Source organism: Marinomonas sp. CT5 (assembly GCF_018336975.1).
Classification (GTDB): domain Bacteria; phylum Pseudomonadota; class Gammaproteobacteria; order Pseudomonadales; family Marinomonadaceae; genus Marinomonas.
In genome coordinates, this window is sequence record NZ_CP025572.1 from 93,356 (window position 1) to 116,128 (window position 22,773).

Here is a 22,773-nt window from a genome sequence, read left to right on the forward strand (position 1 = left end):
TGGAGTGTAAGGACTGTGACGAATGAAAGAAAAGTGCTGGGTTGCAGTTTCTTAATATAATTTTTCATTGCCAATGTTATTTAACTTAGGCCATTTTTTTGAATAAGTCTGTAGTGATTTGTATAAATTTGGTAGATAACAGAAAACCCATATCGCTTTGCTGATTTTTCTGAATATAAACCCTGAAGGTATGGCATAAAAAATGCCTATATATTTTTTTATTTCCAACTAAGGTACATACTTATGAAGTTTATGACGTCGTTTTTATTGTTAGTTTCTACCCTTACTTATAGCGCATTGGTGCAAGCAGATCGTTTAGAGGATATTAAAGAGCAAGGCTATATAACAGTGGGTACGACTGGGGATTACAAACCCTTTTCGCATTATGATGGCAGTACATTTTCTGGTTATGATATTGATGTGGCGAAGTATTTTGCTACAGAAATGGGTGTGGATGTGAAGTTTGTAAAAACGACATGGAAAGGCTTATTAAAAGGGTTAGAAGAGGATAAGTATGACATCGCCATGGGCGGAATTACGCGTCGAATTTCTCGTCAAATGGCGGCCGAACAAAGCCAAGGCTACATGACATTTGGTAAGTGTTTCCTCGTCGCTCAAGGTCGTGAGTCTTTATTTGATACCCTTGAGAAAGTGAATCGTCCGGACGTAAAAGTCGGCGTAAATATTGGCGGCACCAATGAAAAATTTGCAGATAAATACCTCACTAAAGCAACGATTGTGCGTTTTGACAATAACCTAGATGTACCCAAAGCAGTGGAAGCTGGTCGTGTGGATGTGATGGTGACCGAAACACCTGAAGCTTTGTATTATCAAGTTATTAACAAAAAATTAGAGGCTGTTCGTGAAGACAACCCATTCACCAAAAGCCAATTCGGCTATTTAATTCCAGAAGGGGAACAGCGTTTACTGAATACAGTGAACTTCATGATGGATGAGATGAAGTTAAAAGGTATTGATGAAACCTTAATGGCGAATAACTCTCTCAAATAAATTTCTCTTTATTAGCTCAACTTTTTCCTAAATGAAGACGTTGAGCTAACTTTTACCTTCTGTGCTTTCATAACCTTTTGTCAGCCTATCGAATAATCTTTATTATTCGTCCCTCTTTTTATTTTCCCTTCTGCTCGCCATGAGCTATTTAAGGACAATGTTATGGATTACAGTCTATTCACTGTTTCGCTTTTGATCGGCACAGGTTTTATTGCCGGTATTATTAATACCTTAGCAGGCGGAGGCTCGAATCTGACATTGCCAGCCTTGATGGTGATGGGAATGCCAGCAGACATTGCCAATGCAACCAACCGCGTAGGGGTGTTCTTGCAGAATGTCGCTGCCACTTTTGGTTTTCGTAAAGCGAAGAAGCTCGACAATGCCGATATTTTGCCAGTCATGATTCCCTCTTTATTGGGCGGTGTCGTTGGTGCTTTTGCCGCCAGTTATGCGCCAGAAGCTTGGCTTAAACCCCTGCTGTTAAGCGCCATGATTGGGATGACCTTAATCATGATTGTCCGCCCTACCATGATTGCTCCTCCAGAAGGCACAGTACCATTTAAAGTGTCCGAAAAACCGAGTGCTTGGGTTGCCTTGTTTATCGCCGGTGTGTATGGGGGCTTTGTTCAAGCAGGCGTGGGGTTTATTCTGATCGCGGCTCTAGCGGGGACATTACGTTATGACCTAGTGCGAACCAACGCACTGAAAATGGTTTGTACGCTGGGTTTTACCGCTTTGGCCTTGGGTGTGTTCATCTGGAATGACCAGATCCTTTGGATTCCTGGGTTGATGCTTGCTTCTGGTACTATGTTGGGCTCTTATTTGGCGGTGAAAATGGCGATAAAAGCCAACCCACAACACCTAAAATGGTTCCTTTTCGTTATGACCGTTTGTGGCAGCGCCGCGGCGCTGTTGAGTGATTAACTGCTTTTAAAAATAATGCCACTCTCAAAGATATGGTTGGTCGTTGGGACAGTGAAGAGTTTATTATTGTTCTTGCCGAACCAAACCTTGCGTTATTAGAAGAGACGTTAACGCAACTAAATCATAGTGTTGAAAATACGAGTTTTGGAATTGAGCGTCACATTACCATTAGCATAGGATTGGCGAGATAAACTGAGTAACTATAAGCGACATTTGCCATTAGTGATTAAGTAAAATGATATAGTTAGAGGGATGTCAAATAGTAGAGGCAAGAGACTAAATGTTGGAAAATAATTTGGCTGTTAATCTTAAGCTCTTATGCAGTTATAACGGTAGCATTGCTGAAACTTGTCGAAAAATGGGGATAAACCGTCAACAATTCTCCAAATACCTCAAAGGTTCTAGCATGCCTTCAATGCAAAGCTTGAGAAAGATTTGCGATTTTTTTGGGGTGGAAAGTGAAGAAGTTACCTTGCCTCCTGATCAGTTTAAATCCCTGATTTCCGCTCGTGAACGAACGAAAAAGCCAAACAGCATTTTAGATAATAGTCCTCAAGGTGAACGGCACACGCGCCTATTAGAAAATATGATGCTGACCTCATCGAAAGATCTAAACCAGTACTTAGGGGATTATTACTATTACTACATGACACCCTCTTATAAGGGTCACATCAGCAAAGGCTTTGCTCGTTTATCATTGAAAGAGGGTATTGGCTATTCCCACTTTTACGAAAGAACAGAACCTAGTCAAGCCATGTTAGATGGCTATGAAATAGGAAAGTTTGTTGGCATTGTCTTTTTACTAGGTGAAAGGCTGCAGATCATTGACTATGGGGTGCATTGCCAACGGGCTATTTCGCAAACTATTTTATATGGTGCAACACGAGGCAACTTTAGTATGTTATCTGGCATAACACTTGGCATACAAGGTAGCAGCGCTAGGATTCCTTTTTCTTCGCGCATCGTCTTTGAACGGATCAGCGAAAAACTGTCAGTTCGCCAAAGGATCAAAGGCGTTGGCTTATTTAAGATGGATAGCAATGAAATATCTGCCAGTATCAAAGCAAGATTAGAAACACCAAGCAGCTTAGACAGCCCCCATATTTTCACAGCATCGGAAAATTATTAGTGTGTCTAAGCGGCTTCTATACTAAAAGAGACTTTTTAAGTGTGACTTAAAAAGCGCTGTAATCGCTCGCTTTTAGGGTGATTGAATATCGCCTCAGGCGATCCTGACTCTTCGATTAAACCATTCGCTAAAAAAACCACTTGGTCTGATACTTCTTTGGCGAAGGCCATTTCGTGGGTCACCATAATCATGGTGCGCCCTTCCTCGGCAAGATTGCGGATCACTTTCAGCACTTCGTTGACCAACTCTGGATCAAGAGCGGATGTCGGCTCATCGAATAACAAAATATCAGGTTCCATCGCCAAAGCACGAGCAATAGCAACACGCTGTTGCTGACCACCGGATAGAAAGGCTGGATATCGACTAGCAACCGCTTGGCTAAGCCCGACTTTATCTAAATACTCAAGCGCCTTAGCTTTTGCCGTGTGTTTGTCCACACCCAACACTTTCGTCGGGGCTAGCATGATATTTTCCAACACCGTCATATGACTCCATAGATTAAAGTGCTGAAAAACCATCGCCAACTTAGTGCGCAGAATTTGCAGTTCTTTAGGATTGGCGAAGGTCATGCCCTCTTTGTCTGACGAAGTTTTAATTGTCTGTCCATTAATACTAAAGACACCATCGTTAGGCTGTTCCAAAAAGTTAATGCAACGTAATAACGTACTTTTACCAGAACCAGACGAGCCAATTAAGGTAATTACATCACCGGTTTTGGCCTTAAGATCGACGCCTTTTAATACTTCATTATCCCCGTAGCTTTTACGCAATCCTTCGATGCAAAGTTTGTATTCTGTGTTCATAATAATTCCAATGCTTAAGGCGCTAATAAATAGCCGCTACGGATAGGATGTTCGCCAGCAACATGGGCAACTAACATGCCAGCTGTTGCTGTGCGTCTAAGAGAACGGGAAAACAAGACCCCTGCTTGAGTGGCTCGTATTTGTTCAACGTCGTCGGTAATCGGATTAATAATCTCCGCAATAAGTTGCTGCGCTTCGACCATGTCACCGGGCTTTGCACAGTGAACTAACACCCCTGCTATTGGGCTTTTCAGTGGCTCGACCGCCGTTAGGTCTGTGGCTGGTGCTTTATAATCAGGTAGAGGGTCGGCCGTTCGATCCGTAATCACGCCTAAATGACGCAAGTAATTAATCAAAGCATTAGCGTCTTGGTCACTCTTTTCATGGTATACGTCTGCCTGCCCGCAAAGCTCTAGGGTTGCCGCTTGACAGGCCGTAGGTACCAGCTCGCCAAAGCGCGCTTGTAAACGCTGCCATACCATATCGAAAGCCGAATCAAACGGCTGTCCGCCCGTTTCATCCGCGAGCATATTTGCTCTTGAGCCCAAATATTGAGCCAATGGTGCGATGCCTTGCCACGAGTAATACGTGCTATATACATGCTGAACCGCTTCAAAGTCACAGTGCAGGTCCAGAATAATATCCGCATCACAACACAATGTTTGCAGTGCTTTCTGCTGGGATTGAAGTTCCGTTTTTACTGGCCAAGATTGAATAGCTTGTCGTAATGCTAAACGAATCCGCTTTTTATTAGCTTCCACATCCTCTGTTAACTGGTCTTCAACTTGGCTCGCCACTTGCTCAAATGTATCGTAATAACCACGATTAAAGTTCTGCCCCGTTTCTAGCTGATAACGCCCTAATGGAATGTCCATCAAATGCTGGTTTTGACCTATTGGGTTCGCCACAGGAACTAAAATAATTTCCCCATTAACATGACCTTGCTCTTCTAACATAACAAGCTGTTTTTTGAGCTTCCATGCGGCCAGCATGCCAGGGAGTTCATCCGCATGCAGTGAGGCTTGAATATAGATTTTTTTACCTGTCTCAGGCTTGCCGAAATGAAAGCTATCAATAGCTCGCTGGGTGCCAATAGCCGGAGAGATTAATGGATGTTGATTGTGTTTCATTTGGTATTCGCTTCTTTTTTCTTTGCAGGGAAAAGCTCAGCAAACAGGCTTTTACTGCGCTGCGTTTGAGGTAGGTGTGCCGTGTAATAACGCTCAAATCGTCTGAATAAATAGAAAATAATAAACGACAATATAAGATACAAAATAGCGGCAATGCCGAACGATTGGAATGTCATATAGGTGGCTGAGTTCGCGTCTCTGGCGACCTTAAGAATATCCGGAACCGTCGCAGTAAAAGCAATCGTTGTGGAGTGCAGTACCAAGATCACTTCATTACTGTATTGCGGAAGTGACTGTTTGAACGCCGCTGGAAAAATAATATACCGATAGATTTTCCAGCGATTCATACCAAATGCTTTTGCCGCTTCAATTTCACCTGAATTAACGTTTTTCAACGCACCAGCTAACATTTCACACATGTAGGCACAGGTATTAATAGTAAAAGCCAGCAAAGTACAATTTAGTCCGTTACGGAAGAAGTCATTTAAAAAAGTGTCATTTTGTACAAATGACAAACTGTAAATACCGGTGTAGCAAATCAATAACTGCAAATACAGAGGTGTGCCACGAAACACGGTCGTAAAAGCCGCCACACTCCAGCTTAGTGCTTTGTATTGTGAATTTCTTGCCACGGCAAAAGGGATCGACAATAAAAAACCTGCCACCACCGAAAAAATCACCAACCATAAGGTAACGACGACACCTGAATAGCTGTAGCCATCGGAGTACAAAAAAGGCTGCCAATACATACTAAGTAAGTCGAGCATCAGTTTGCCTCCTTAATACCAACATGAAAATGCCGCTTAAGAAATGCAAAAAAGACATTACTCAAAATGGAATAGGCAAGAAAAATCACCGCAGACACCATCAAGAAGAAAAATACCTTATTGCTAGATTTACCTGCTTGTACAGCGGCACTAATCACATCGTTCAAGCCAATAATAGAAATCAGCGCAGTCGACTTAATAATCACTTGCCATACATTGGATAACCCTGGAAGAGACAGACGCATCATTTGAGGAAAAACTATATAACGAAAACTTTGCCATTTTGATAAGCCATAAGCCACGGCAGCTTCTTTTTGCCCTTCTGGAATAGACTGTAAGGCTCCTCGAAAGGTTTCCGAAAAATACGCCCCATAGATGAACCCAAGGGTAATCACACCCGCAGTAAAGGGGTCTATGTAAATATATTTCCAACCCAGTAGAACCGTTAACTCACCGACCCAATTTTGTACGCCGTAGAAGATCAACAGCATTAACACCAAATCGGGAATACCTCGGATCAAAGTGGTATAAAAAGTCGCTAAAAGGCGAGGTAAGACGTGCTTGGCAGATTTGACCAAAGCAATGAATACACCAATCACCATCGAGAGGCAGAATGACAGTAAAGAAAGCTTCACTGTCATCCATGTGCCTTGCCATAACAAATCACCATACCCTTCTAGATTCATGAAGGAGTGAAGGGTAGAGATAATATCTTGCATGATTAACCTACGTTCATCATTTAGGTCTTTGGTTTATTTGTTGTATAGATCTAGCTTGCCAAAGTATTTACGTTGAATGGTCACATAGGTGTCATCGGAATGAATGGCTTTGATGCCTTTATTGATAAGATCCGTCATTTCAGTATTGCCTTTGCGAATAGCAATGGCGGTGTCTGAAGGCAGAAGCTTATCGACAACTTTTTGATTAGAGAAATCGCTATGCTTGCCATCACGAATAAAACCGTTTTGAGCTTGGATCATGTCCTGCATAGAGGCATCAATACGACCATTCAATAGGTCTGCATAGACTTGGTCTTGAGTCTGATAAGACTGAACTCGAACCCCTTGAGGTGCTAACTTTGTTTTCGCAAAATTTTCTTGTATCGTGCCTTGCTGAACACCCAGGGTCTTTCCTTTTAACGATTCAACGGTTGGCTCTAGCTGCTTACTGGTTTTGCTTACCATGGACGAAAAACCAGTCCAAGTACGATCAGAGAAGTCGATCACTTTCTTACGCTTTTCGGAAACCCCAAGAGAAGAAAAAATAGCATCAATTTTGCCTACACGAAGACTAGGAATGAGACCATCAAAATTGGTTGGAACCCATTCACACTTTTTCTGTAACTTTTCACAAATCGCATTACCCAAGTCAATTTCAAAACCAGCTAGTTTTCCATCGGCTTGCTTGTATTCATAAGGAGGATAAGTAGGATCAACGCCAAAACGTATAGTGTCGCCAGAGGCGAATGTAGGGGCTTGCATTGCAAAGCCTGCTAAGGCGAGAAGAGAATAAGCTACTTTTTTCATCAATTGGATTCCTTTGAATATGTGTGTTTTATTGTCGATTTATCGTTGTAATATGACGGTATTTTTACTCTACAGTAAAAATGAAAAATAAGTCTACGGAAGTGGGTAGCATCTAATAGCGCACCTAGCTGTTAACTGGCGTCTAATAGCGTCACATGCTTTTATCAATAAATACACATCCTCAAAAAACGACAAGGGAACGCCATGTATTTGCCAAAACACTTTGCAATAACGGATCAAGAAGAACTGCTCGACTTTGTTAAAACCTTTCCTTTCGCAACGTTAGTGTCTCATGGTGAAGACGGTTTAAACGCCGAGCATATTCCGATGCTGGTTCAGGTAGATGCAGATAATAGGGTTTTCTTGCAGGCTCATATTGCCAAGGCCAATGCTCTTTGGCAGAAGGTCGCGGATCAAACGCATGTCTTAGTGATTTTCCAAGGCGAAAACGCCTATATCACGCCCAATTGGTACCCTTCCAAAAAAGTCGATGGCAAAGCCGTACCAACATGGAACTATCGCGCGGTTCACATTAAGGGATCGATACGGTTTATCCATGATGCGCAATGGAAGCTGTCTCTGTTAGAAGGATTAACCCACGTTCACGAGCAAACACAGCCTTTTCCTTGGGCGATGTCTGATGCGCCACAGGAATTCATCGACCGTCTACAAGAAGCGGTGGTTGGCATTGAAATCACCGTGACGGACATTCAGGGCAAATACAAACTTAGCCAAAACCAAAGTGCCGATAATAAAAACGGAATTTATGAGGGCTTATCTGAAGCTCAGCATCCAATGGCTGACCTGATAAAATCAGAAAATTGATAGAAAGAGAAGAAAGGCTTTATTTGATATGCACTGCAGGAACCTCAAAAAAGGAGTAACCAAATGCGAGAAAAGGAATATTTAGGCAGTTGTCATTGCGGGAATGTCCAATTCAAAATTGTTACTGATGCGCCAGAACTCACCACCTGTGACTGCTCCATTTGCGTCAAAAAAAATGCTGTAATGGTGAAAGTCCATGAAAGTAACTTCCAGCTTATTAAGGGGAAAGACAGCCTAACGGAATATCAATTTCATACTAAAACTGCGCGGCACTTCTTTTGCAAAGTTTGTGGTATATATCCTTTTCATCGTAAACGCGTCTCGCCAGACTTCTTTGGTATTAACATTTTTTGCTTAGAGGGCTTCAGTACTGAGGGAATCCCCGTGCGAGCAACCATTGGCGCGGGGATGCCTTGATTAAAGCGTAAAGCATTCCCCGCATGTTGATTAGGAAGAGGCCACTTGTTCATTGTTTTGTTTTGAAGGGCTACGTTTTAATAGCAATACCATGAGCAAACCTAGCACTGCGGTTCCCGCACCTGCTAAGGCTACCGAAGGCAATCCAAGCCCTGCACTTATTACTCCTCCACCTAAAGCCGCTCCAACTGCATTGCCAAGATTAAATGCACCAATATTCATAGCCGATGCTAAGTTTGGTGCTTCGCTGGCCTCATGTACCACTAAAGACTGCAAGGGCGGAACCACGGCAAAGCTGGCAATACCCCAGAGGAAAATCAGAGGCACAACGATAATTGAAGAAGTCATAGTGACAGAAAAAATGACCAACAGCAGAATTACCGCGATTAACGACACAATCAAAGTGCCGTAAAGAGATCGGTCTGCATACCGTCCACCGAGAAGATTACCAACGGCAAGCCCTACGCCGTAGAGTATCAACATGGCTGTCACGAATGTGATTGAAGCATGGGTTTCTTGTTGCAAGATTGGCACTATGTAAGTAAACACCGTAAACATCGAACTGGCCCCCACCACAGTTAATAGTAAGGCAGCCAAAACCGAGCTTCTGCTTAACACGGCCAATTCATTACGAATGTTCGCTTTCTCTTGATTGAGCAACGGAGGTAAACTGACTTGTAACGCCAGCATTGCCACTAGACCAATAACAGCAATGCCAAAGAAAGCATTTCGCCAACCAAATGTCGTCCCGACAAAACTGGCTAATGGCACGCCACCAATTGTTGCTATGGTGAGGCCTGAAAACATCGCCGCGACAGCCCCAGCACGTTGATTTGGCTGCACTAATTTGGTTGCCACCACAGCACCAACGCCAAAAAATACACCGTGATTAAACGAAGTAATGATGCGTCCAATCATCAGCATACTGTAGCTGTCAGCCATCGCACTGATTAAATTCCCTATCGTAAAAATCCCCATGGACAGTACCAGCAAACGACGTCGTGGCATATTGGCAAACAGTAAGGTCATGATCGGCGCACCAATCAGTACGCCGAAGGCGTAAGCACTGATGAGCATACCAGCTGTCGGAATAGAAACACCTAAATCACCGGCAATCACTGGCAACATCCCCATGGGAGAAAATTCCGTCACACCGATTCCAAAAGCTCCCATGGCTAACGCCATTAATGGAAAGTTAATCTTCATGTTTATCTCTCGTTTATTTATGATGTAAAAGAATATAACGAGATAATAAATGCCCGAATAGTGGGTATAAAAGCGATTCTGTTTTGCATTGGATTCACAAATGAAGCAAGTGAAAGTTGATAAAACCACCGAGATGGAAACCTTCTTAGCCGTGGCTACGACAGGAAGCTTAAGTGCTGCTGCGAGAGAACTCGGTCTAACCCCATCGGCTGTAAGTCGAATGATGACAAGAATAGAAAAGCGTTTAAGGGTTCGTTTGCTTGTACGCTCTACTCGTAAACTGTACTTAACCAGTGAGGGCGAATCTTATGCTCTTGCTGCTCGGCGTATTTTGAAAGATCTAGATGAAACTGAGCGCACGATCGCAGATAGGGCAAGCCCAAGTGGATTAATCAAAGTCAGTACTCCAACAGCTTATAGCCGTTTAACTATGATTCCCCTATATAAAGAGTTTTTGCAGCGTTATCCCAATATTAGAATTGAAGTCGAAGTAAGCGATAAGATTAGCAATGTAGCGGATGGTCATATTGACGTTGCGATCCGGTTTGGACCGCTACCTAACAGCAATTTAACGGCAAGACGCCTTGGTGAAACAGGCAGAACGATTGTCGCTACACCTAACTATCTAGCACAAGCCGGATCTCCCAAAACGCCTGCGGATTTACAGCATTTTAACTGTCTGGATTTTAGTTTTCAGCGGATAGAACCTGGCTGGCCATTTCGTGAAAACGGTGAAGACTATATTTTACCGATTCAAGGTAATATGACCTCCAACAACGGGGAAACGCTGGTGGAGCTAGTGATGGAGGATATTGGTATCACTCGAGTTGGGAACTTTCATGTTGAAAAAGCTCTTGCATCGGGTCAACTCGTCCCTTTATTAGAAGACTTTAACCCGCAGGACAAGGAGGCAATCCATGCCGTATTTATTGGCGGACAACACATGCCTGCGCGAGTCAGAGTCTTTGTTGATTATTTGGTTGAAAAAGTGAGTCGACATTTTTAGATCGCCTTACTCTTTAAACCTCCCCCGCATTTAACAGCATGCCTTGCGGGCTGGTGTCGAATAACAAGACGCGATTTAGATCCACCGATAACGAAATATTCTCTTGGCGTTTAACGTGGGAGCGTAGGTCGAGTCGGGCTTTGGCGTCTTCGCCGCCGAGTTTGAACATGATCTCTTTGTCGAAGCCGAGGTTTTCTACCAGCTCTACTTGTATGTCATTGAATTCAAATAGATTGTCGCTTGGGGATCTCTTTAAAGACAAGGCGCTGTCTTCAAAGAAGTCCGGGCGAATGCCGACCAAAACGGTGTCGTGGGATTTGAGGTCGTGTAAATCGACATTGGCGATTTTCGCCGCGGGCAGTCGGTAATTGTCGAACACCAGATCTTCGCCTTCGATCTTGGCTTCAATCAAGTTCATCGCAGGGGAGCCAATAAAGGTGGCGACAAAGGTGTTGGTGGGTTGCAGGTAAATTTCCATTGGTGTGCCCACTTGCTCGACGATGCCGTCACGCATGACCACAACCCGGTCGCCTAAGGTCATGGCTTCGATTTGATCGTGGGTGACGTAGATAGCGGTCATATTGTATTGATGCTGAATGCGGGCGATTTCTGTCCGCATGTGATGGCGCAATTTAGCGTCCAAATTCGATAGCGGTTCATCAAACAAATACACATCTGCATCGCGAGCCAATGCTCGTCCCATAGCAACCCGTTGGCGCTGGCCGCCAGATAAATCAGCCGGTTTGCGGTCTAAGTAGTCGTCCAGTTTGAGCATTTCCGATACGTCGGCCAGTTTCAGTTTAATCGTCTCTGCATCGGCGCCGGATTTTTTCAAACCAAAGACGATGTTTTCTCGCACCGACATATGCGGATACAAGGCGTAGTTTTGGAACACCATGGCGATGTTGCGCTTGTGTGGCGGTAAATCATTAATGGCGCGGCTGCCAATCTGGATGTCTCCTTGGGTGATGTCTTCTAATCCAGCGACCATGCGCAGCGTGGTACTTTTACCGCAACCACTTGGGCCAACCAGCACGACAAACTCGCCGTCTTTTACTTCTAAATTAAGGTTCTTTACGATCGGCAAGTTGCCGTAGGATTTGTTGACGTTACGTAAGATCACTGAACTCATATTCTACTCCTACAAAACTACTGCGCTCGATGATACTGCGTCAAAAGATCGCTCAAAATGCTCATTTATAACTATAAACTCCGCTTTTTCGCTCACTTTTTCCTTGTCTGATCTTCGCTCGTGACGTTTTGTCATTTTGTTAGTCGTTAACCTTTCAAAAAATATCCATCGCAATATTCATAGCTAACCTTTAACGCCGCCGTCTGTGAGGCCACCTGACAAATGTTTATTTGCCAACATGAAACAAATCACTACGGGCAGTAGCGTCAGCATGGATGCGGCCATGATGCGATCCCAAATGGCGTTTTTCGAGGTAAATAGGGTTTGCAATGCCAGCGGCAAGGTTTGGAAATCTTGGTATTGTTTGAGAAACACGGAAGCAAACAAATACTCGTTCCAAGCGATGACAAAACAATAGATAAACACGGTAAACAGCATGGGCTTCGACAAAGGCATGATGATGCGCCAGAAGGCTTCTACCCTTGAGCAACCGTCCATCATCGCCGCTTCTTCTAGCGAGAATGGAATGGTGCGGAAATAATTGCCTAGCATGTACATGGCAACGGGCAGAGTCTGAATCAGATAGATTAAAAACAGACTGAAAATCGTCCCTGCGGCACTGGAGGCCAAGCCGACGTTAACGCTCATTTGATAGAGCGGAACCATGAGTAAGACGCCACCGACCATGTAGACGAACAATACACCGTTTGCCATCAAGGATTGTGCTGGAAAGCGTAAGCGAGCAATGGCGTACGCCGCAAGAGACGCTAAGAAGGTCGAGCAAATCCCGGTCACGAAGGAAATCGCAAAGGTGTTGAGCATGTAGCGCCCGAATGGGAAAACATCACCACCGGCGCTAAATTTATCCAATAGCATTTGTTTTTTCTCGGCTGACAAGGCGGGGTTGTCGAGCAAGCGCTGCACACTGGCGGGCACATCCACTTCTTTTGCTGGCATTAAGCCCAGTAGCTCTTTGTAAGCATCCAAGTGTAAAACACGAGGAATGAGTGATGGATTGCCCCAATCTATCGGGTGTTTTAACGAGGTTGAAAGAATCTGCAAAAACGGAAACACGCAGAAAATCACTAAAGCAAGCACCAAGGTATACAAGATGACAGATTGGGTGGTTGAGCGTTTATTCATCTTAATTTCTCCCTACCACTTAAGGACTTTACGAACGTACAGCCAGATCAAGCCGACCAGCACGAGTAATTGAATCACCGAAATCGCGGCCGCTGCGCCTTGATCGACAATGCCTGCGAACGCTTGGTAATAGGTGAAAATGGGCAAGGTTTCGACATTGGGGGCGAGTAAGTAGACATCTTCAAAGCGATTCAAATTCCAGATGACACGAAGCAGTACCACGGTAGCAATGACGAACCTTAGTTCTGGCAAAGTCACGTGCCAGAAGCGCCCCCACGCATTTTGTCCATCGATCGCCGCCGCTTCATACAAATCCTTCGGCACGCTTTGCAGCTTGGCGAGAAACAGTAAATAAGCGATGGGGAAATGCTTCCAGATATCGAATAGGATCACCACAAATAAGGCCGAATCGGGGTTTCCAATCAGGTTTTCCCGAGTGTCGGTCAGGTGTAATACATCCACCACGACATGGTTATAAATGCCATTTACTGGATCGAAAATAAACTGCCAGCCAAACACCACACTGATGACGGGGGCGAAATAGGGCAGCAGAATCAAACCACGAGCAAGGTTACGAAAGCGAAACTCTTGGTTCATCAAAATCGCGGCCGCCAAGCCCAACACAGTGGTTCCAACGACGGTTCCGATTAGGTAAATAACCGATACCCCGATGGAATGGTAATAACGCGGATTGCCTAGCAAATCCGTGTAGTTTTCCATGCCGACAAACGTCTTGGTACCATTCAGTTGAACATCAAAGAAGCTCAGATAGATGTTGAACAAAATGGGGTAAATCACCAGCAAGCCAATGATACCGACGGCGGGAGCGACCAGTTTTAAACCCAGACGAGATTCGTTTTTTATGAGTACAGAAGACATGTTTTCTTCCTTTTTACGTTTGACCCCACTCGAGTTTCTTCCCCTTAACAAGGAGGAAACTAAAAGCTCCAAGGTTTACTCCTCCCCCTTTTTAGAAGGGGGAGGCTGGGAGGGGGTTAGACTTATTGTCCCATGATGGCTTTCATTTCATCTGTTGCTTTGTCTAGCGCGGCTTGTGGATCTTTTCCTTCAATGGTCACGTCATAGATCATTCGAGGGATCACGGATTTCGCAAAGATGGCGCCAGAAGCAGGGAAGGTTTTGCCATTCACTACAGAGAAAGAGCGAATGTCGTCAAAGCCAGAAACGATCTGTTTCATCTTGTCTGCACCGTACAGTTTGAACACACCATTTGGGTCCTCCAAATAAGCAGGATCTTCCGCGATACCTTTTAGCATGGGGTTCATACCACCTGGCGCCATGTGTAAAAAGGTGATGTAACTGGCTGGATCGTACATAAACTCAATGAAGTCTTTGGTGGCTTTAGTGTCTTCAGCTTTTTGACTTTTAAGGGCAACCAAACCTGATAGTGTGCCGTAAGATGCGGCGCTTTTATGGGTGATAATCGGAGCGAACGCGGTATTTTTCACCAACTCTGGGTCGAACGTCCCACCGCTGAGTTCTTTGAAGTTCTCGGAAGACAAAGAGCCTTTGGCGACTTCGGCCAAGGCAAGATCATCCATGATGTAGGTCGAATAGAAGAACATGCCCATTTTGCCTTGTAAGTAATAATCTCGAGCGCGCCAGTTTTGCGGCCCTGGTGGGTTGTACTTGGCTAGCTCTTTGTAATACTTGATGGTTTCGAGAGTTGCTGGACTGTTGAAGACCAAGTTACCCTTGGCATCAAATTCCGCGGCGTTATTCGACAAGGCTAACTGAGTAAAGACTTGTTCTGTGTAGCTGTCTTGTTTGGTGCCGACCAAAATGCCGTACTGGTTGTTGGCTTTATCTGTCAGTGCTTTGGCGGCAGTTTCGATGTTTTCCCACGTATTGGGCGCGGCGAGTCCTTTTTCATCAAACCAGTCTTTGCGGTACCAGATTCCTTGAATCCATCCATGGTAGGGCAAACCATAATATTCCCCGGTAGGCGAGGTTAGGGTGGTCAATGCGCCTTTATGGAAGCGATTCTTGCCAATGTCTTTGATCACTCCTTGGTGAGTCTTGGTATCGACAATGCCTTCTTCCCCTAGTGCCATGATGATTTCGGAGTTGACTTCAATAAGTTGAGGCGTGGTGCCTGCTGCTACAGCGGCGGCCATTTGCGTGGCCATTTCGTTTTCATCCACCGCAACCACTTTGACCGTCACGCCATCGTTTAAGGCTTCAAACGTGCTGGCCAGTAATTCAATATTCTGTAAGCGGTCAGTTTGGGTCTGGGCTGTCCAAAATTCTACCGTAGCGGCATTGGCGAGCGAGCTGATTAGGAGTCCGTTTACCAAAACAGCGCTGGTAACGAGCCGAGATTTACGATCTTGCATAATGGCTTCCTCTTGTTTTTATTGGTATTGATCTGAACCTTTGGTTTTTTAAAAACCGTTTGTTACAACGCCCGGTGCTAAAACGACCTGTAGATCCTTCACCGGTGTTCCTTTGATGCGCGACACCATCATTCTGGCAAGTTGCTCACCGATTTGTGCGGGTGGCGCTTGCTGAATACTGGTAATTCCCATACTGGTCGTCAGCTCATCAGCAGGTGTATCACAACCAATCACACACACTGGTTTTTCTCTTTCCTGTAGCTGTGTGTTGTGTAATCGCATGGCCGCTAATGCAGCGGCTCGCGCGCTGGTGCTGGTTAGGCAAATCAACGCGGTGATATCAGGGTGCTGGAGTAGAAATTCGGCGCAACTGAGGTAGGTGTTTTCTTCATCAAAACCCACTTCTAACCATTGTTCAGACGCAAGAGAAAGCCCAACTTGCTTAGCCGCATCATGGATGCCGCGTTGCCTTTCTTGGGCGAAAAAGTATCGTTCACTTACCGAGATCACGCCAATTTTGTGGTGACCTTGTTCGTGCAATCGGCTAAGGCTTAAATGACCGACTTGGTAATTGTCCAAGTCCAGCCAGGCAAATTGCCTTGCCCGTTCGGTGCGTCCGTAACACACAAAAGGCACGTTCAGTTTCAGTAAACGATGGACTTTCGGGTCGTTAACCCGGGTACGAAGAAGGAGAAAACCGTCTTGATCACCTGCTTTCACAAGGCGTTCAAACTCGCTTAATTCTTGTTTGCCAGTATCAATCGCAACCACTTGCAGCAAATACCCTTCTGCTTGCAGCGCGTGTTGTGTTCCAGCCAACACCTTCGAAAGAATGGGGTCGAGATATTGTGCATCTTGGCATGGAATAATCGCCGTAATCACACGTTTTGCCTGCACCCAGTGGGCCACTTCTGGTCCTTTTAATTGGTAGCCCTGTCGTGCCGCTTCTTTCAGCACTCGCTTTTTGGTACTTGGGCTAATGTCAGGATAATCATTCAGTGCTCGTGACACTGTGGATACCGACAATTCCAACTGGGTTGCTATCTCTTTAATAGACATAAGTTCATTCACTGCACCATTCTTATTCTTACCACTGTCCATCATTTAAGTCGTATTTAATAGACTTAATCGTGCATTTTGTGACCAGCAGCAATTGACGTTAAGACCGAAAATGTTTCGATGCAACACTTTATTTTTGCACAAAATGGGTGCGCTTTTAGTAAGTGTTATGATGTAAAAGTAAGAGGGAAATGAAAAAGAGAGAGCAAGGTTTATGCATACACTACTTGCTCTCTTAGTAAGAAAATCTTAGTTAATCCTTCATTTTGTCGACCATTTCAACGAATCTAGCGACACCTGCGGAGATTTCCGTCAGGCCACGTGACACATCGTTAATGCTTTCTTTGCCATGCAACGCTGTACCGGTTACTGAGCTCAACATGCCATCCATTTCATTGATGAGGTTGTGGTTCTTTTCTACTACTTCGGCAATTTCTGCTGTTGCTGTGGCGGTATTATTGGCCAGCTTACGAACTTCATCGGCTACCACGGAGAAACCACGCCCAGCCTCTCCAGCTCGCGCGGCTTCTATCGCGGCATTAAGTGCGAGCAAGTTTGTTTGCTCAGCAATAGAGCGGATAGTAACGACAATGTCGGAAATGCTTTCTGATTGGGTTTTCAGTAAATCGCCAATGTCTGCGGCACTTTTCACTTTGTCTACAATGTCATTGGAGGTTTGCACGGAAGCATTAAGAATGTCTACAGCGTTTGACGAGACTTGGTTTGTTTCTTCGGAAGTGGAGGCCGCAAGTTCAATGGCGTTCATGGCATTATTCACTCGCTCTGTTATGTCTGAGGCGAATTTAATGACCTTATAAACATGACCTTTTTCGTCAAAAATTGGGTTGTAGGTGGCTTCTACCCAAATGGTTTTGCCTTCACCATCAAAACGCTGAAAACGTCCAGAAGAGTGTTTTCCATACGCCAACTCTGACCAAAAGTTAGGATTTTCCCTATAAAATTTGTCATCACAAAACATTTTATGGTGCTTGCCGACAATGTCTTGTAAATCGTATTTCATCGCCCTTAAAAAATTACTGTTCGCATTAAGGATATTGCCTTGAGGATCAAATTCAATGACGGCGAGAGAGCGATCGAGAGCGGTTAATATGGCATTTTTATTTTTCAGTGACTCCTGCATCTCGGTGATGTCGTTGGCGATTTTAAGAATCTTTGTGACCTTGCCGCTTTCATCGGAGACAGGAAAATAACTGGCTTCTAAATAGAGGGGTTGCTTGTTTTGCTTGAAGCGTAAAAAAGTGCCGTTGAAGGATTTGCCTGATTTTAAGTCTTGCCAGAATTGCTTGTATTCCTCTGACTTAATGTACTCTGGATCACAAAACATGCGGTGATGTTTGCCAATGATATTTTCTAATTTATAGCCGACCGCATCTAAAAAAATTGGATTGGCGTCTAATATAATGCCGTCTACATCAAAGCTAATGCAGGCAGTATTTTGCTTTATGGCATTTAACTCATCGTGACACTGTTGTAGTTTTTGATTTTCTGGGGTTGAAGTCGATGGCTTGTCTTTTCTTTTGCTAAAAATCATCTAGGCTGTCCTTAATTACGGTCTTTAGCCCACTAGCAACAATGGCGCATTCATGCTTCTGTGACTCATAGCAAAACACACATCTTCCACATTATTTCCTAAGTTAGGCTTCATAAAATTATGTGTTTTTTCTTCAAAAGTAAATTTTTTTATAGAAGTTTTTTCTGTCCGATCGTTGCTTAAAATTCTTCCTCGCCTTATCGATTTTTTCGTGCATAAAACAGTCCTCGGCGTGGTCGTTGATGAGTCCCATGGATTGCATGATGGTGTAAAAAAAACATTGAGGTTAGGTTAGAAAACAACCATACTGTATTCAAATGGATACGGACTATTTTATGTATGATATTAAACTCACGGATGAGTTCAACCTTTGGCTGTGTCGGCTAAAAGATCACTCAACTAGGATTCGTTTAGCCCGCCGCCTAGAAAAGGCGTCGCGTGGATTACTTGGCGACGTTAAGCCTGTAGGTGATGGTTTGTATGAAATGAGAGAGCATTATGGACCAGGCTGGAGAATGTATTACGTCCAGCGAGGGACGACTTTGATCATAATGTTGGCTGGTGGCGATAAATCGACGCAAAACAGAGACATAGAATTGGCTAAACAGCGAGCTATAAAACTGGATGAGGCGACATGACTTCAATAAAAGATCTGACCAACTTTGATATGGCTGAGCAGCTTCGTACCGACGAAGACATTGCCGCTTATTTATCTGTGGTGCTTGAGGATGGTGATACCGATGAGCTTATTCACGCTCTTGGTCATATTGCCAAAGCGCGAGGTATGACGCAGATAGCTAAAGACAGCGGGTTAGGACGCGAAAGTCTTTATAAAGCCCTGAGATCTGGTTCTCGTCCGCAATTTGACACCATAGTAAAAGTACTTAAATCCCTTAATTTTGATTTAAAAGCTGTGGTACATACGCAAAAATGACCGCATCGCATGGATGTTTTTCATGACCTCACAAACCTCTTTCTCGCCTTATCGACTTCTTCGCGCATAAAACAGTCCTCGGTGTGGTCGTTGATGAGTCCCATGGATTGCATGAAGGCGTACATGGTCGTTGGGCCGACGAACTGCCAGCCGCGTTTTTTGAGTTCTTTGGAAAGGGCAATGGATTCTGCGCAGGTGGTTTGAGTTTCGGGTGGAGGAAGGGTATTTTCATCGGGTTCATAACGCCAGATAAACGTAGCCAAAGATCCTTCTTGTTCGATCATTTCTAGAGCGCGTTTGGCGTTGTTGATGACGGCGAGGATTTTACGTTTATTTCGCACGATACCTTCGTTGTTAAGCAACTCGGTAATTTCTTGCTCGCCAAACTGCGCTACTTTATGAAAATCGAAATTATCAAAAGCGAGACGAAAATTTTCTCGCTTGCTGAGGATTGTTCGCCAACTTAAGCCCGCTTGAAAGGTTTCCAAACATAGCTTTTCAAATAAACGTTGGTCATCATCAACTGGAAAACCCCATTCTGTATCGTGGTAGTTAGGAAAGTCGGGAGCGGAACTGGCCCATGCACAACGGGTTTTGTTGTCCGGCTCGGTATTCTTGCCCATAAGTTATTCCTTATCAGACGGATGGTTGACGCCATCGCTCGTTTCTATCTCACCAAGATCATAAGGGTTAACCTCTTCCAAGCAGCCAATGTTGTAGCCGTACTCATTAGGGTTTGAACGGCGTTGATGGTGGGTGTAAATGCCACAGTTTGAACAGAAGAAGTGTTTTGCTGTGTTGGTGTTGAATTGATAAAGCCTTAGTGCATCATGGCCTTTGACGATGCGAAGATTATCAAGGCTGACTGAACCTACGATGGCGCCTTTACGACGGCAAATAGAGCAATCGCAGCGTCTTGGTTTTTCGATGCCGTTCGACAGGGTTAATTCCAATTCTACGGCACCACAATGGCAACTGGCTTTGTGTTTGAGTTTTATTTTTGTTGGGCCGACTTGCTTGATCATCATTTTATCCTTTCAAAGGTTTTAGCAGACATACCACGCGTTCTATTTCGTTAAAACCAAGCTGTTTATGAAGCTTGATGCTTTTTTCATTCGTGATCGGGGCATCGCTACCAAGTTCATCAAAGCCTTGTTGTTTTGCCCATTGCTCGGCAGCTTCAAGTAGCGCTGTGCCAATACCTTGTCCTTGGTAATCTGGTGAGACATACCAGGCTTCAATATAGGGCGTAGTTTGCTGACTGCTGCCTGGGACATTTTCGCGAAGGTTTAGCTCAATAAAACCTACCATGGTTTTATTGCCATCAAACGCCACCAGCACTTCTTTTACATCGGGATAGTTACCTTGGAAGAAGTTGTGAACTTCCGCTTGGCTGATGTCTTTGATCTCAGGTAAAAATTCAACTCTTAATGCTGACCAAGCGATGGCATCACCGGCTTGAATGTTACGGATCTTAATCGTCATGTGGTTAACCTTGTAATTTTTGTTTTGGTTAGTCATTTTTGGCGTTTCGTAACTGAGCCAAATCGGCACCGACAATGGCGTCTAAATGTTGGGTTATTTTCTCGGCGCTCCAGTCCCACCATGCAATATCTTGTAGCGCTTGAATGGTTTTTTCGTCAAATCGGTACTTGATGATCTTAGCCGGATTACCACCGACCACGCTGTAAGCGGGCACATCAGAGGTGACGACGGATTTGCTGGCGATGATAGCGCCGTTGGCAATTTTTACCCCGGGCATGATGGTGGCGTCGTAGCCAATCCAGACATCATTCCCTATATTCGTATCGCCTTTGTAGGGTAAATCTCCTGCCTCTGGTGCGGCTTTCTCCCAACCATTGCCGAAGATGTAAAAGGGATAAGTGGAGAAGCCTTTGTTAGCGTGGTTGGCACCATTCATAATGAAGGTTACGTCTTTTGCAATGGCGCAAAACTTGCCAATAATGAGTTTATCGCCAATAAAATCAAAGTGATAAAGCACATTGTCTTCAAAACGTTCTGGCCCATCTGGATCATCGTAATAGGTGTAATCACCAACGATGATGTTGTCGCGGCTAATGAAATTTTTCAGGTAGCCAACTTGTGGGAAGCCCTTCATCGGCTCTTTGTTATCTGGGTTAGGTCCTTGCATATTGCCTCCTTTTCTAATCAATAACATGTAAGGCGCGGTATTCGTCGTAGGCGAATTGATCTGTCATGCCGCTGATGTAGTCTTGAATGAGACGACAGCGAAAATAAAACTCCCACGCCTCGTCACTAACGGATTCCAGTGCACTGCCTGCGAAATGGCTTTTAAAGTCTGTGAGGTTTTTTAGTGCTTGTTTATAAGCCGCAAGGTGTTTGCTGGAGAGTTTATTGAACAGGCGTGTTTGATAAATGGGCGTTTTCTCTGCCTTTTCGAGAATCTTGTTAAACGTGGCGCGATCCAATGCCAATAGCGGCTTATAGATATCTAATAAACCGCTGATGATGCGATAGCCCTGCAGTTCTTGTTTTTGAACTTCTTTGGCGCTGAAAACGTATTTAAAAGCCACGGCTTTGAGGGTTTCTAGTAGAGCATGACAGGTGCTTTTGTCCTCGACTAAGGCTTGGTTATATGTGCCGTTGAATATGGTATCAATGTTGTTTTTAAACTGATTACTGGCGTGCTCAACTGCACGAGTGTTAATCGCAACACGAAAAGAAACGAAAAAATCGCCTACGATATTGGATACTAGGTAGCGCTCTTTGGATTTTTGAATTAGCTTTTCCATTAAGCTTTTTTCGTTATCTTTTACTGAGTAGCGTTTGCTTTGCTCAATAAACTCTTCTTCTAGCTTGTCGAGGAGCTCATCAAATTTCAGGATGCCTTTTTCGACGGCGTCTTCTATATCGGCAATACAGTAAGAAATATCGTCAGCCGCTTCCATGACATAAGCAAAAGGTGAGCGGCAGCCTTCTGCAATGTTCAAGGTGGTGTTTATTTTATGAATGAGCGGCACTTCACTGAGATAAAAACCAACCTTTTTCTTTAAGTAGCTTTGTGGGTCGTTTTTGTCTTTGGGCTTGTCCTGATCAGCTCGTCGAGTGTATTTCATAATGCCGGACATTTGCGTATAGGTTAAGTTAAGTGTTTGGAGTGAATGAACGATACGCAAGGCTTGAGCGTTGCCCTCAAAGGAACAAAGGTCGGTCTTGATGGGCGTTAGCTTATCTAGGTCATTTTTTAGATCCTTTCTTTTGGTGAGTTCGTCGATATGATTATGAAACCATTGTTTGATGGCTTCTTCACCAAAGTGACCGAATGAGGGGTTGCCCACGTCGTGCATTAAACAGGACATCTCGACAATTGACTCAAATTGTCGATCGAGGTCATTTAAACCATATTTTTCCTGTTGAGAGGTGCTCAACTTTTTAAATATTTGCTGGCTAATGAAGCGGCCGACTTGCTGTACCTCCATAGAATGAGTAAGACGACTGCGCACCGCTGCATTTCTTTCTAAAGGGAAGACTTGAGTTTTTTGCTGTAAACGACGAATCGCCGCGGAGTTGATAATCCGGCCTCGGTCGCTTTCAAAGATCGCTAGATCTCGATTCTCATTATTAAAGTTTTTTGACTGATAAAATCGGTGAGGTCGAATTTTCTGTCTAAAATTACTTGTCATGATGAGCGTCCTTGATCTGAATTTGATGTTTATCTTCCGATAGTAACGATTTTTTTACCGGGAAGTCATGCGTTAACTGCTGAGATCCAGTCATCTTGTTCGTTTGCTGTTAGGTTTGCTTCTAGCTTGTAACAATACTGTCATCTAGATGCTTTCTACTGTCTGTATAGTCAAAGGTAAAAGTAGT

Annotated in this window: 25 protein-coding genes and 1 pseudogene; 9 read left to right on the top strand and 17 right to left on the bottom strand. The window is 44.2% G+C overall.

The annotated features are described in order from the left end of the window. The first annotated feature begins 243 nt into the window (after positions 1-243). The 4 genes and pseudogenes from C0J08_RS00410 to C0J08_RS00425 all read left to right on the top strand — a co-directional run bounded on the left by C0J08_RS00410 (position 244) and on the right by C0J08_RS00425 (position 3,064). Positions 244-1,011, top strand: coding sequence for a transporter substrate-binding domain-containing protein (locus tag C0J08_RS00410; protein ID WP_212654176.1), 768 nt, complete (start codon positions 244-246; stop codon positions 1,009-1,011). 162 nt (positions 1,012-1,173) lie between these two features. Beyond that, the gene (locus tag C0J08_RS00415; RefSeq protein ID WP_212654177.1) at positions 1,174-1,935 is read left to right on the top strand and encodes a sulfite exporter TauE/SafE family protein; all 762 of its coding nucleotides are present in this window, start codon (positions 1,174-1,176) and stop codon (positions 1,933-1,935) included. A 17-nt stretch (positions 1,936-1,952) separates the two neighbouring features. After that, positions 1,953-2,126 (top strand): annotated as a pseudogene (locus C0J08_RS00420) (diguanylate cyclase domain-containing protein); the annotation flags it as partial. A gap of 89 nt (positions 2,127-2,215) precedes the next feature. Further along, a complete protein-coding gene (locus C0J08_RS00425) occupies positions 2,216-3,064 on the top strand; it encodes a helix-turn-helix domain-containing protein (protein ID WP_212654179.1) in 849 nt (282 codons plus the stop codon). A gap of 35 nt (positions 3,065-3,099) precedes the next feature. Here C0J08_RS00425 and C0J08_RS00430 read toward each other — a convergent pair whose 3' ends face one another. From C0J08_RS00430 to C0J08_RS00450, 5 genes are read right to left on the bottom strand one after another with little or no spacing between them, the layout of a single operon-like run. Further along, the gene (locus tag C0J08_RS00430) at positions 3,100-3,867 is read right to left on the bottom strand and encodes an ABC transporter ATP-binding protein (RefSeq protein ID WP_212654180.1); all 768 of its coding nucleotides are present in this window, start codon (positions 3,865-3,867) and stop codon (positions 3,100-3,102) included. A 14-nt stretch (positions 3,868-3,881) separates the two neighbouring features. After that, positions 3,882-4,997 (bottom strand): succinylglutamate desuccinylase/aspartoacylase family protein, encoded by a 1,116-nt coding sequence (locus C0J08_RS00435; protein WP_212654181.1) that lies wholly within the window; start codon positions 4,995-4,997, stop codon positions 3,882-3,884. Continuing rightward, positions 4,994-5,764, bottom strand: coding sequence for a histidine ABC transporter permease HisM (hisM, locus tag C0J08_RS00440; protein ID WP_212654182.1), 771 nt, complete (start codon positions 5,762-5,764; stop codon positions 4,994-4,996). The genes C0J08_RS00435 and hisM overlap by 4 nt, the downstream gene beginning before the upstream one ends. Further along, positions 5,764-6,483 carry an ABC transporter permease gene (locus C0J08_RS00445; protein ID WP_249344450.1) on the bottom strand — a complete coding sequence of 240 codons (720 nt, stop codon included), beginning with the start codon at positions 6,481-6,483 and terminating at the stop codon, positions 5,764-5,766. The genes hisM and C0J08_RS00445 overlap by 1 nt, the downstream gene beginning before the upstream one ends. Positions 6,484-6,516: 33 nt before the next feature. Next, positions 6,517-7,290: a transporter substrate-binding domain-containing protein gene (locus C0J08_RS00450; RefSeq protein WP_212654183.1), complete on the bottom strand. Its 774-nt coding sequence runs from the start codon at positions 7,288-7,290 to the stop codon at positions 6,517-6,519. Between the two features lie 204 nt (positions 7,291-7,494). On the opposite strand from C0J08_RS00450, the gene C0J08_RS00455 reads away from it, so the two are divergent. Together C0J08_RS00455 and C0J08_RS00460 are read left to right on the top strand one after the other, a co-directional pair. Continuing rightward, positions 7,495-8,115, top strand: coding sequence for an FMN-binding negative transcriptional regulator (locus C0J08_RS00455; protein ID WP_212654184.1), 621 nt, complete (start codon positions 7,495-7,497; stop codon positions 8,113-8,115). Between the two features lie 63 nt (positions 8,116-8,178). Further along, positions 8,179-8,532, top strand: coding sequence for a GFA family protein (locus tag C0J08_RS00460; protein WP_212654185.1), 354 nt, complete (start codon positions 8,179-8,181; stop codon positions 8,530-8,532). Positions 8,533-8,562: 30 nt separating this feature from the next. Here the strand turns inward: C0J08_RS00460 and C0J08_RS00465 are convergent, their stop codons facing one another. Continuing rightward, entirely contained in the window at positions 8,563-9,738 is a 1,176-nt protein-coding gene (locus tag C0J08_RS00465; RefSeq protein ID WP_212654186.1) for an MFS transporter, read from the bottom strand. A 100-nt stretch (positions 9,739-9,838) separates the two neighbouring features. Between C0J08_RS00465 and C0J08_RS00470 the strand changes: the two genes are divergently transcribed. Continuing rightward, positions 9,839-10,744 (top strand): LysR family transcriptional regulator, encoded by a 906-nt coding sequence (locus C0J08_RS00470; RefSeq protein ID WP_212654187.1) that lies wholly within the window; start codon positions 9,839-9,841, stop codon positions 10,742-10,744. A 13-nt stretch (positions 10,745-10,757) separates the two neighbouring features. On the opposite strand, the gene C0J08_RS00475 is transcribed toward C0J08_RS00470, so the two are convergent. The 6 genes from C0J08_RS00475 to C0J08_RS22700 all read right to left on the bottom strand — a co-directional run bounded on the left by C0J08_RS00475 (position 10,758) and on the right by C0J08_RS22700 (position 17,987). Then, positions 10,758-11,876: an ABC transporter ATP-binding protein gene (locus C0J08_RS00475; RefSeq protein ID WP_212654188.1), complete on the bottom strand. Its 1,119-nt coding sequence runs from the start codon at positions 11,874-11,876 to the stop codon at positions 10,758-10,760. A 183-nt stretch (positions 11,877-12,059) separates the two neighbouring features. After that, positions 12,060-13,019, bottom strand: a complete 960-nt coding sequence (locus C0J08_RS00480) for a carbohydrate ABC transporter permease (RefSeq protein ID WP_212654189.1) — start codon at positions 13,017-13,019, stop codon at positions 12,060-12,062. Between the two features lie 12 nt (positions 13,020-13,031). Beyond that, positions 13,032-13,898, bottom strand: a complete 867-nt coding sequence (locus tag C0J08_RS00485; RefSeq protein ID WP_212654190.1) for a carbohydrate ABC transporter permease — start codon at positions 13,896-13,898, stop codon at positions 13,032-13,034. Between the two features lie 122 nt (positions 13,899-14,020). Next, entirely contained in the window at positions 14,021-15,376 is a 1,356-nt protein-coding gene (locus C0J08_RS00490; protein ID WP_212654191.1) for an ABC transporter substrate-binding protein, read from the bottom strand. A gap of 48 nt (positions 15,377-15,424) precedes the next feature. Further along, entirely contained in the window at positions 15,425-16,447 is a 1,023-nt protein-coding gene (locus C0J08_RS00495; protein ID WP_249344452.1) for a LacI family DNA-binding transcriptional regulator, read from the bottom strand. 241 nt (positions 16,448-16,688) lie between these two features. Next, positions 16,689-17,987 (bottom strand): methyl-accepting chemotaxis protein, encoded by a 1,299-nt coding sequence (locus C0J08_RS22700; RefSeq protein ID WP_212654192.1) that lies wholly within the window; start codon positions 17,985-17,987, stop codon positions 16,689-16,691. 335 nt (positions 17,988-18,322) lie between these two features. On the opposite strand from C0J08_RS22700, the gene C0J08_RS00505 reads away from it, so the two are divergent. Together C0J08_RS00505 and C0J08_RS00510 are read left to right on the top strand one after the other, a co-directional pair. Then, positions 18,323-18,625: a type II toxin-antitoxin system RelE/ParE family toxin gene (locus C0J08_RS00505; RefSeq protein ID WP_212654193.1), complete on the top strand. Its 303-nt coding sequence runs from the start codon at positions 18,323-18,325 to the stop codon at positions 18,623-18,625. Further along, the gene (locus C0J08_RS00510; RefSeq protein WP_212654194.1) at positions 18,622-18,921 is read left to right on the top strand and encodes an addiction module antidote protein; all 300 of its coding nucleotides are present in this window, start codon (positions 18,622-18,624) and stop codon (positions 18,919-18,921) included. The genes C0J08_RS00505 and C0J08_RS00510 overlap by 4 nt, the downstream gene beginning before the upstream one ends. A 20-nt stretch (positions 18,922-18,941) precedes the next feature. Here C0J08_RS00510 and C0J08_RS00515 read toward each other — a convergent pair whose 3' ends face one another. Genes C0J08_RS00515 through dgt form a run of 5 tightly spaced genes read right to left on the bottom strand, consistent with a single transcriptional unit; the run spans position 18,942 to position 22,586 of the window. Further along, entirely contained in the window at positions 18,942-19,544 is a 603-nt protein-coding gene (locus tag C0J08_RS00515; RefSeq protein ID WP_212654195.1) for a DNA-3-methyladenine glycosylase I, read from the bottom strand. A gap of 3 nt (positions 19,545-19,547) precedes the next feature. After that, the gene (locus tag C0J08_RS00520) at positions 19,548-19,946 is read right to left on the bottom strand and encodes a GFA family protein (protein WP_249344453.1); all 399 of its coding nucleotides are present in this window, start codon (positions 19,944-19,946) and stop codon (positions 19,548-19,550) included. A 4-nt stretch (positions 19,947-19,950) separates the two neighbouring features. Beyond that, positions 19,951-20,406, bottom strand: a complete 456-nt coding sequence (locus tag C0J08_RS00525) for a GNAT family N-acetyltransferase (protein ID WP_212654197.1) — start codon at positions 20,404-20,406, stop codon at positions 19,951-19,953. 28 nt (positions 20,407-20,434) lie between these two features. Next, on the bottom strand, positions 20,435-21,073 hold the full coding sequence (locus C0J08_RS00530; protein WP_212654198.1) for a Vat family streptogramin A O-acetyltransferase: 639 nt from the start codon (positions 21,071-21,073) through the stop codon (positions 20,435-20,437). 13 nt (positions 21,074-21,086) lie between these two features. Then, positions 21,087-22,586 carry a dGTPase gene (gene dgt, locus C0J08_RS00535; protein ID WP_212654199.1) on the bottom strand — a complete coding sequence of 500 codons (1,500 nt, stop codon included), beginning with the start codon at positions 22,584-22,586 and terminating at the stop codon, positions 21,087-21,089. Positions 22,587-22,773 lie beyond the last annotated feature (187 nt).

Coding starts and splice junctions, on each gene's coding strand:
- C0J08_RS00410 (WP_212654176.1), top strand. CDS start 244: ATGAAGTTTATGACGTCGTTTTTATTGTTAGTTTCTACCCTTACTTAT.
- C0J08_RS00415 (WP_212654177.1), top strand. CDS start 1,174: ATGGATTACAGTCTATTCACTGTTTCGCTTTTGATCGGCACAGGTTTT.
- C0J08_RS00425 (WP_212654179.1), top strand. CDS start 2,216: ATGTTGGAAAATAATTTGGCTGTTAATCTTAAGCTCTTATGCAGTTAT.
- C0J08_RS00430 (WP_212654180.1), bottom strand. CDS start 3,867: ATGAACACAGAATACAAACTTTGCATCGAAGGATTGCGTAAAAGCTAC.
- C0J08_RS00435 (WP_212654181.1), bottom strand. CDS start 4,997: ATGAAACACAATCAACATCCATTAATCTCTCCGGCTATTGGCACCCAG.
- hisM (WP_212654182.1), bottom strand. CDS start 5,764: ATGCTCGACTTACTTAGTATGTATTGGCAGCCTTTTTTGTACTCCGAT.
- C0J08_RS00445 (WP_249344450.1), bottom strand. CDS start 6,483: ATGCAAGATATTATCTCTACCCTTCACTCCTTCATGAATCTAGAAGGG.
- C0J08_RS00450 (WP_212654183.1), bottom strand. CDS start 7,290: ATGAAAAAAGTAGCTTATTCTCTTCTCGCCTTAGCAGGCTTTGCAATG.
- C0J08_RS00455 (WP_212654184.1), top strand. CDS start 7,495: ATGTATTTGCCAAAACACTTTGCAATAACGGATCAAGAAGAACTGCTC.
- C0J08_RS00460 (WP_212654185.1), top strand. CDS start 8,179: ATGCGAGAAAAGGAATATTTAGGCAGTTGTCATTGCGGGAATGTCCAA.
- C0J08_RS00465 (WP_212654186.1), bottom strand. CDS start 9,738: ATGAAGATTAACTTTCCATTAATGGCGTTAGCCATGGGAGCTTTTGGA.
- C0J08_RS00470 (WP_212654187.1), top strand. CDS start 9,839: ATGAAGCAAGTGAAAGTTGATAAAACCACCGAGATGGAAACCTTCTTA.
- C0J08_RS00475 (WP_212654188.1), bottom strand. CDS start 11,876: ATGAGTTCAGTGATCTTACGTAACGTCAACAAATCCTACGGCAACTTG.
- C0J08_RS00480 (WP_212654189.1), bottom strand. CDS start 13,019: ATGAATAAACGCTCAACCACCCAATCTGTCATCTTGTATACCTTGGTG.
- C0J08_RS00485 (WP_212654190.1), bottom strand. CDS start 13,898: ATGTCTTCTGTACTCATAAAAAACGAATCTCGTCTGGGTTTAAAACTG.
- C0J08_RS00490 (WP_212654191.1), bottom strand. CDS start 15,376: ATGCAAGATCGTAAATCTCGGCTCGTTACCAGCGCTGTTTTGGTAAAC.
- C0J08_RS22700 (WP_212654192.1), bottom strand. CDS start 17,987: ATGATTTTTAGCAAAAGAAAAGACAAGCCATCGACTTCAACCCCAGAA.
- C0J08_RS00505 (WP_212654193.1), top strand. CDS start 18,323: ATGTATGATATTAAACTCACGGATGAGTTCAACCTTTGGCTGTGTCGG.
- C0J08_RS00510 (WP_212654194.1), top strand. CDS start 18,622: ATGACTTCAATAAAAGATCTGACCAACTTTGATATGGCTGAGCAGCTT.
- C0J08_RS00515 (WP_212654195.1), bottom strand. CDS start 19,544: ATGGGCAAGAATACCGAGCCGGACAACAAAACCCGTTGTGCATGGGCC.
- C0J08_RS00520 (WP_249344453.1), bottom strand. CDS start 19,946: ATGATCAAGCAAGTCGGCCCAACAAAAATAAAACTCAAACACAAAGCC.
- C0J08_RS00525 (WP_212654197.1), bottom strand. CDS start 20,406: ATGACGATTAAGATCCGTAACATTCAAGCCGGTGATGCCATCGCTTGG.
- C0J08_RS00530 (WP_212654198.1), bottom strand. CDS start 21,073: ATGCAAGGACCTAACCCAGATAACAAAGAGCCGATGAAGGGCTTCCCA.
- dgt (WP_212654199.1), bottom strand. CDS start 22,586: ATGACAAGTAATTTTAGACAGAAAATTCGACCTCACCGATTTTATCAG.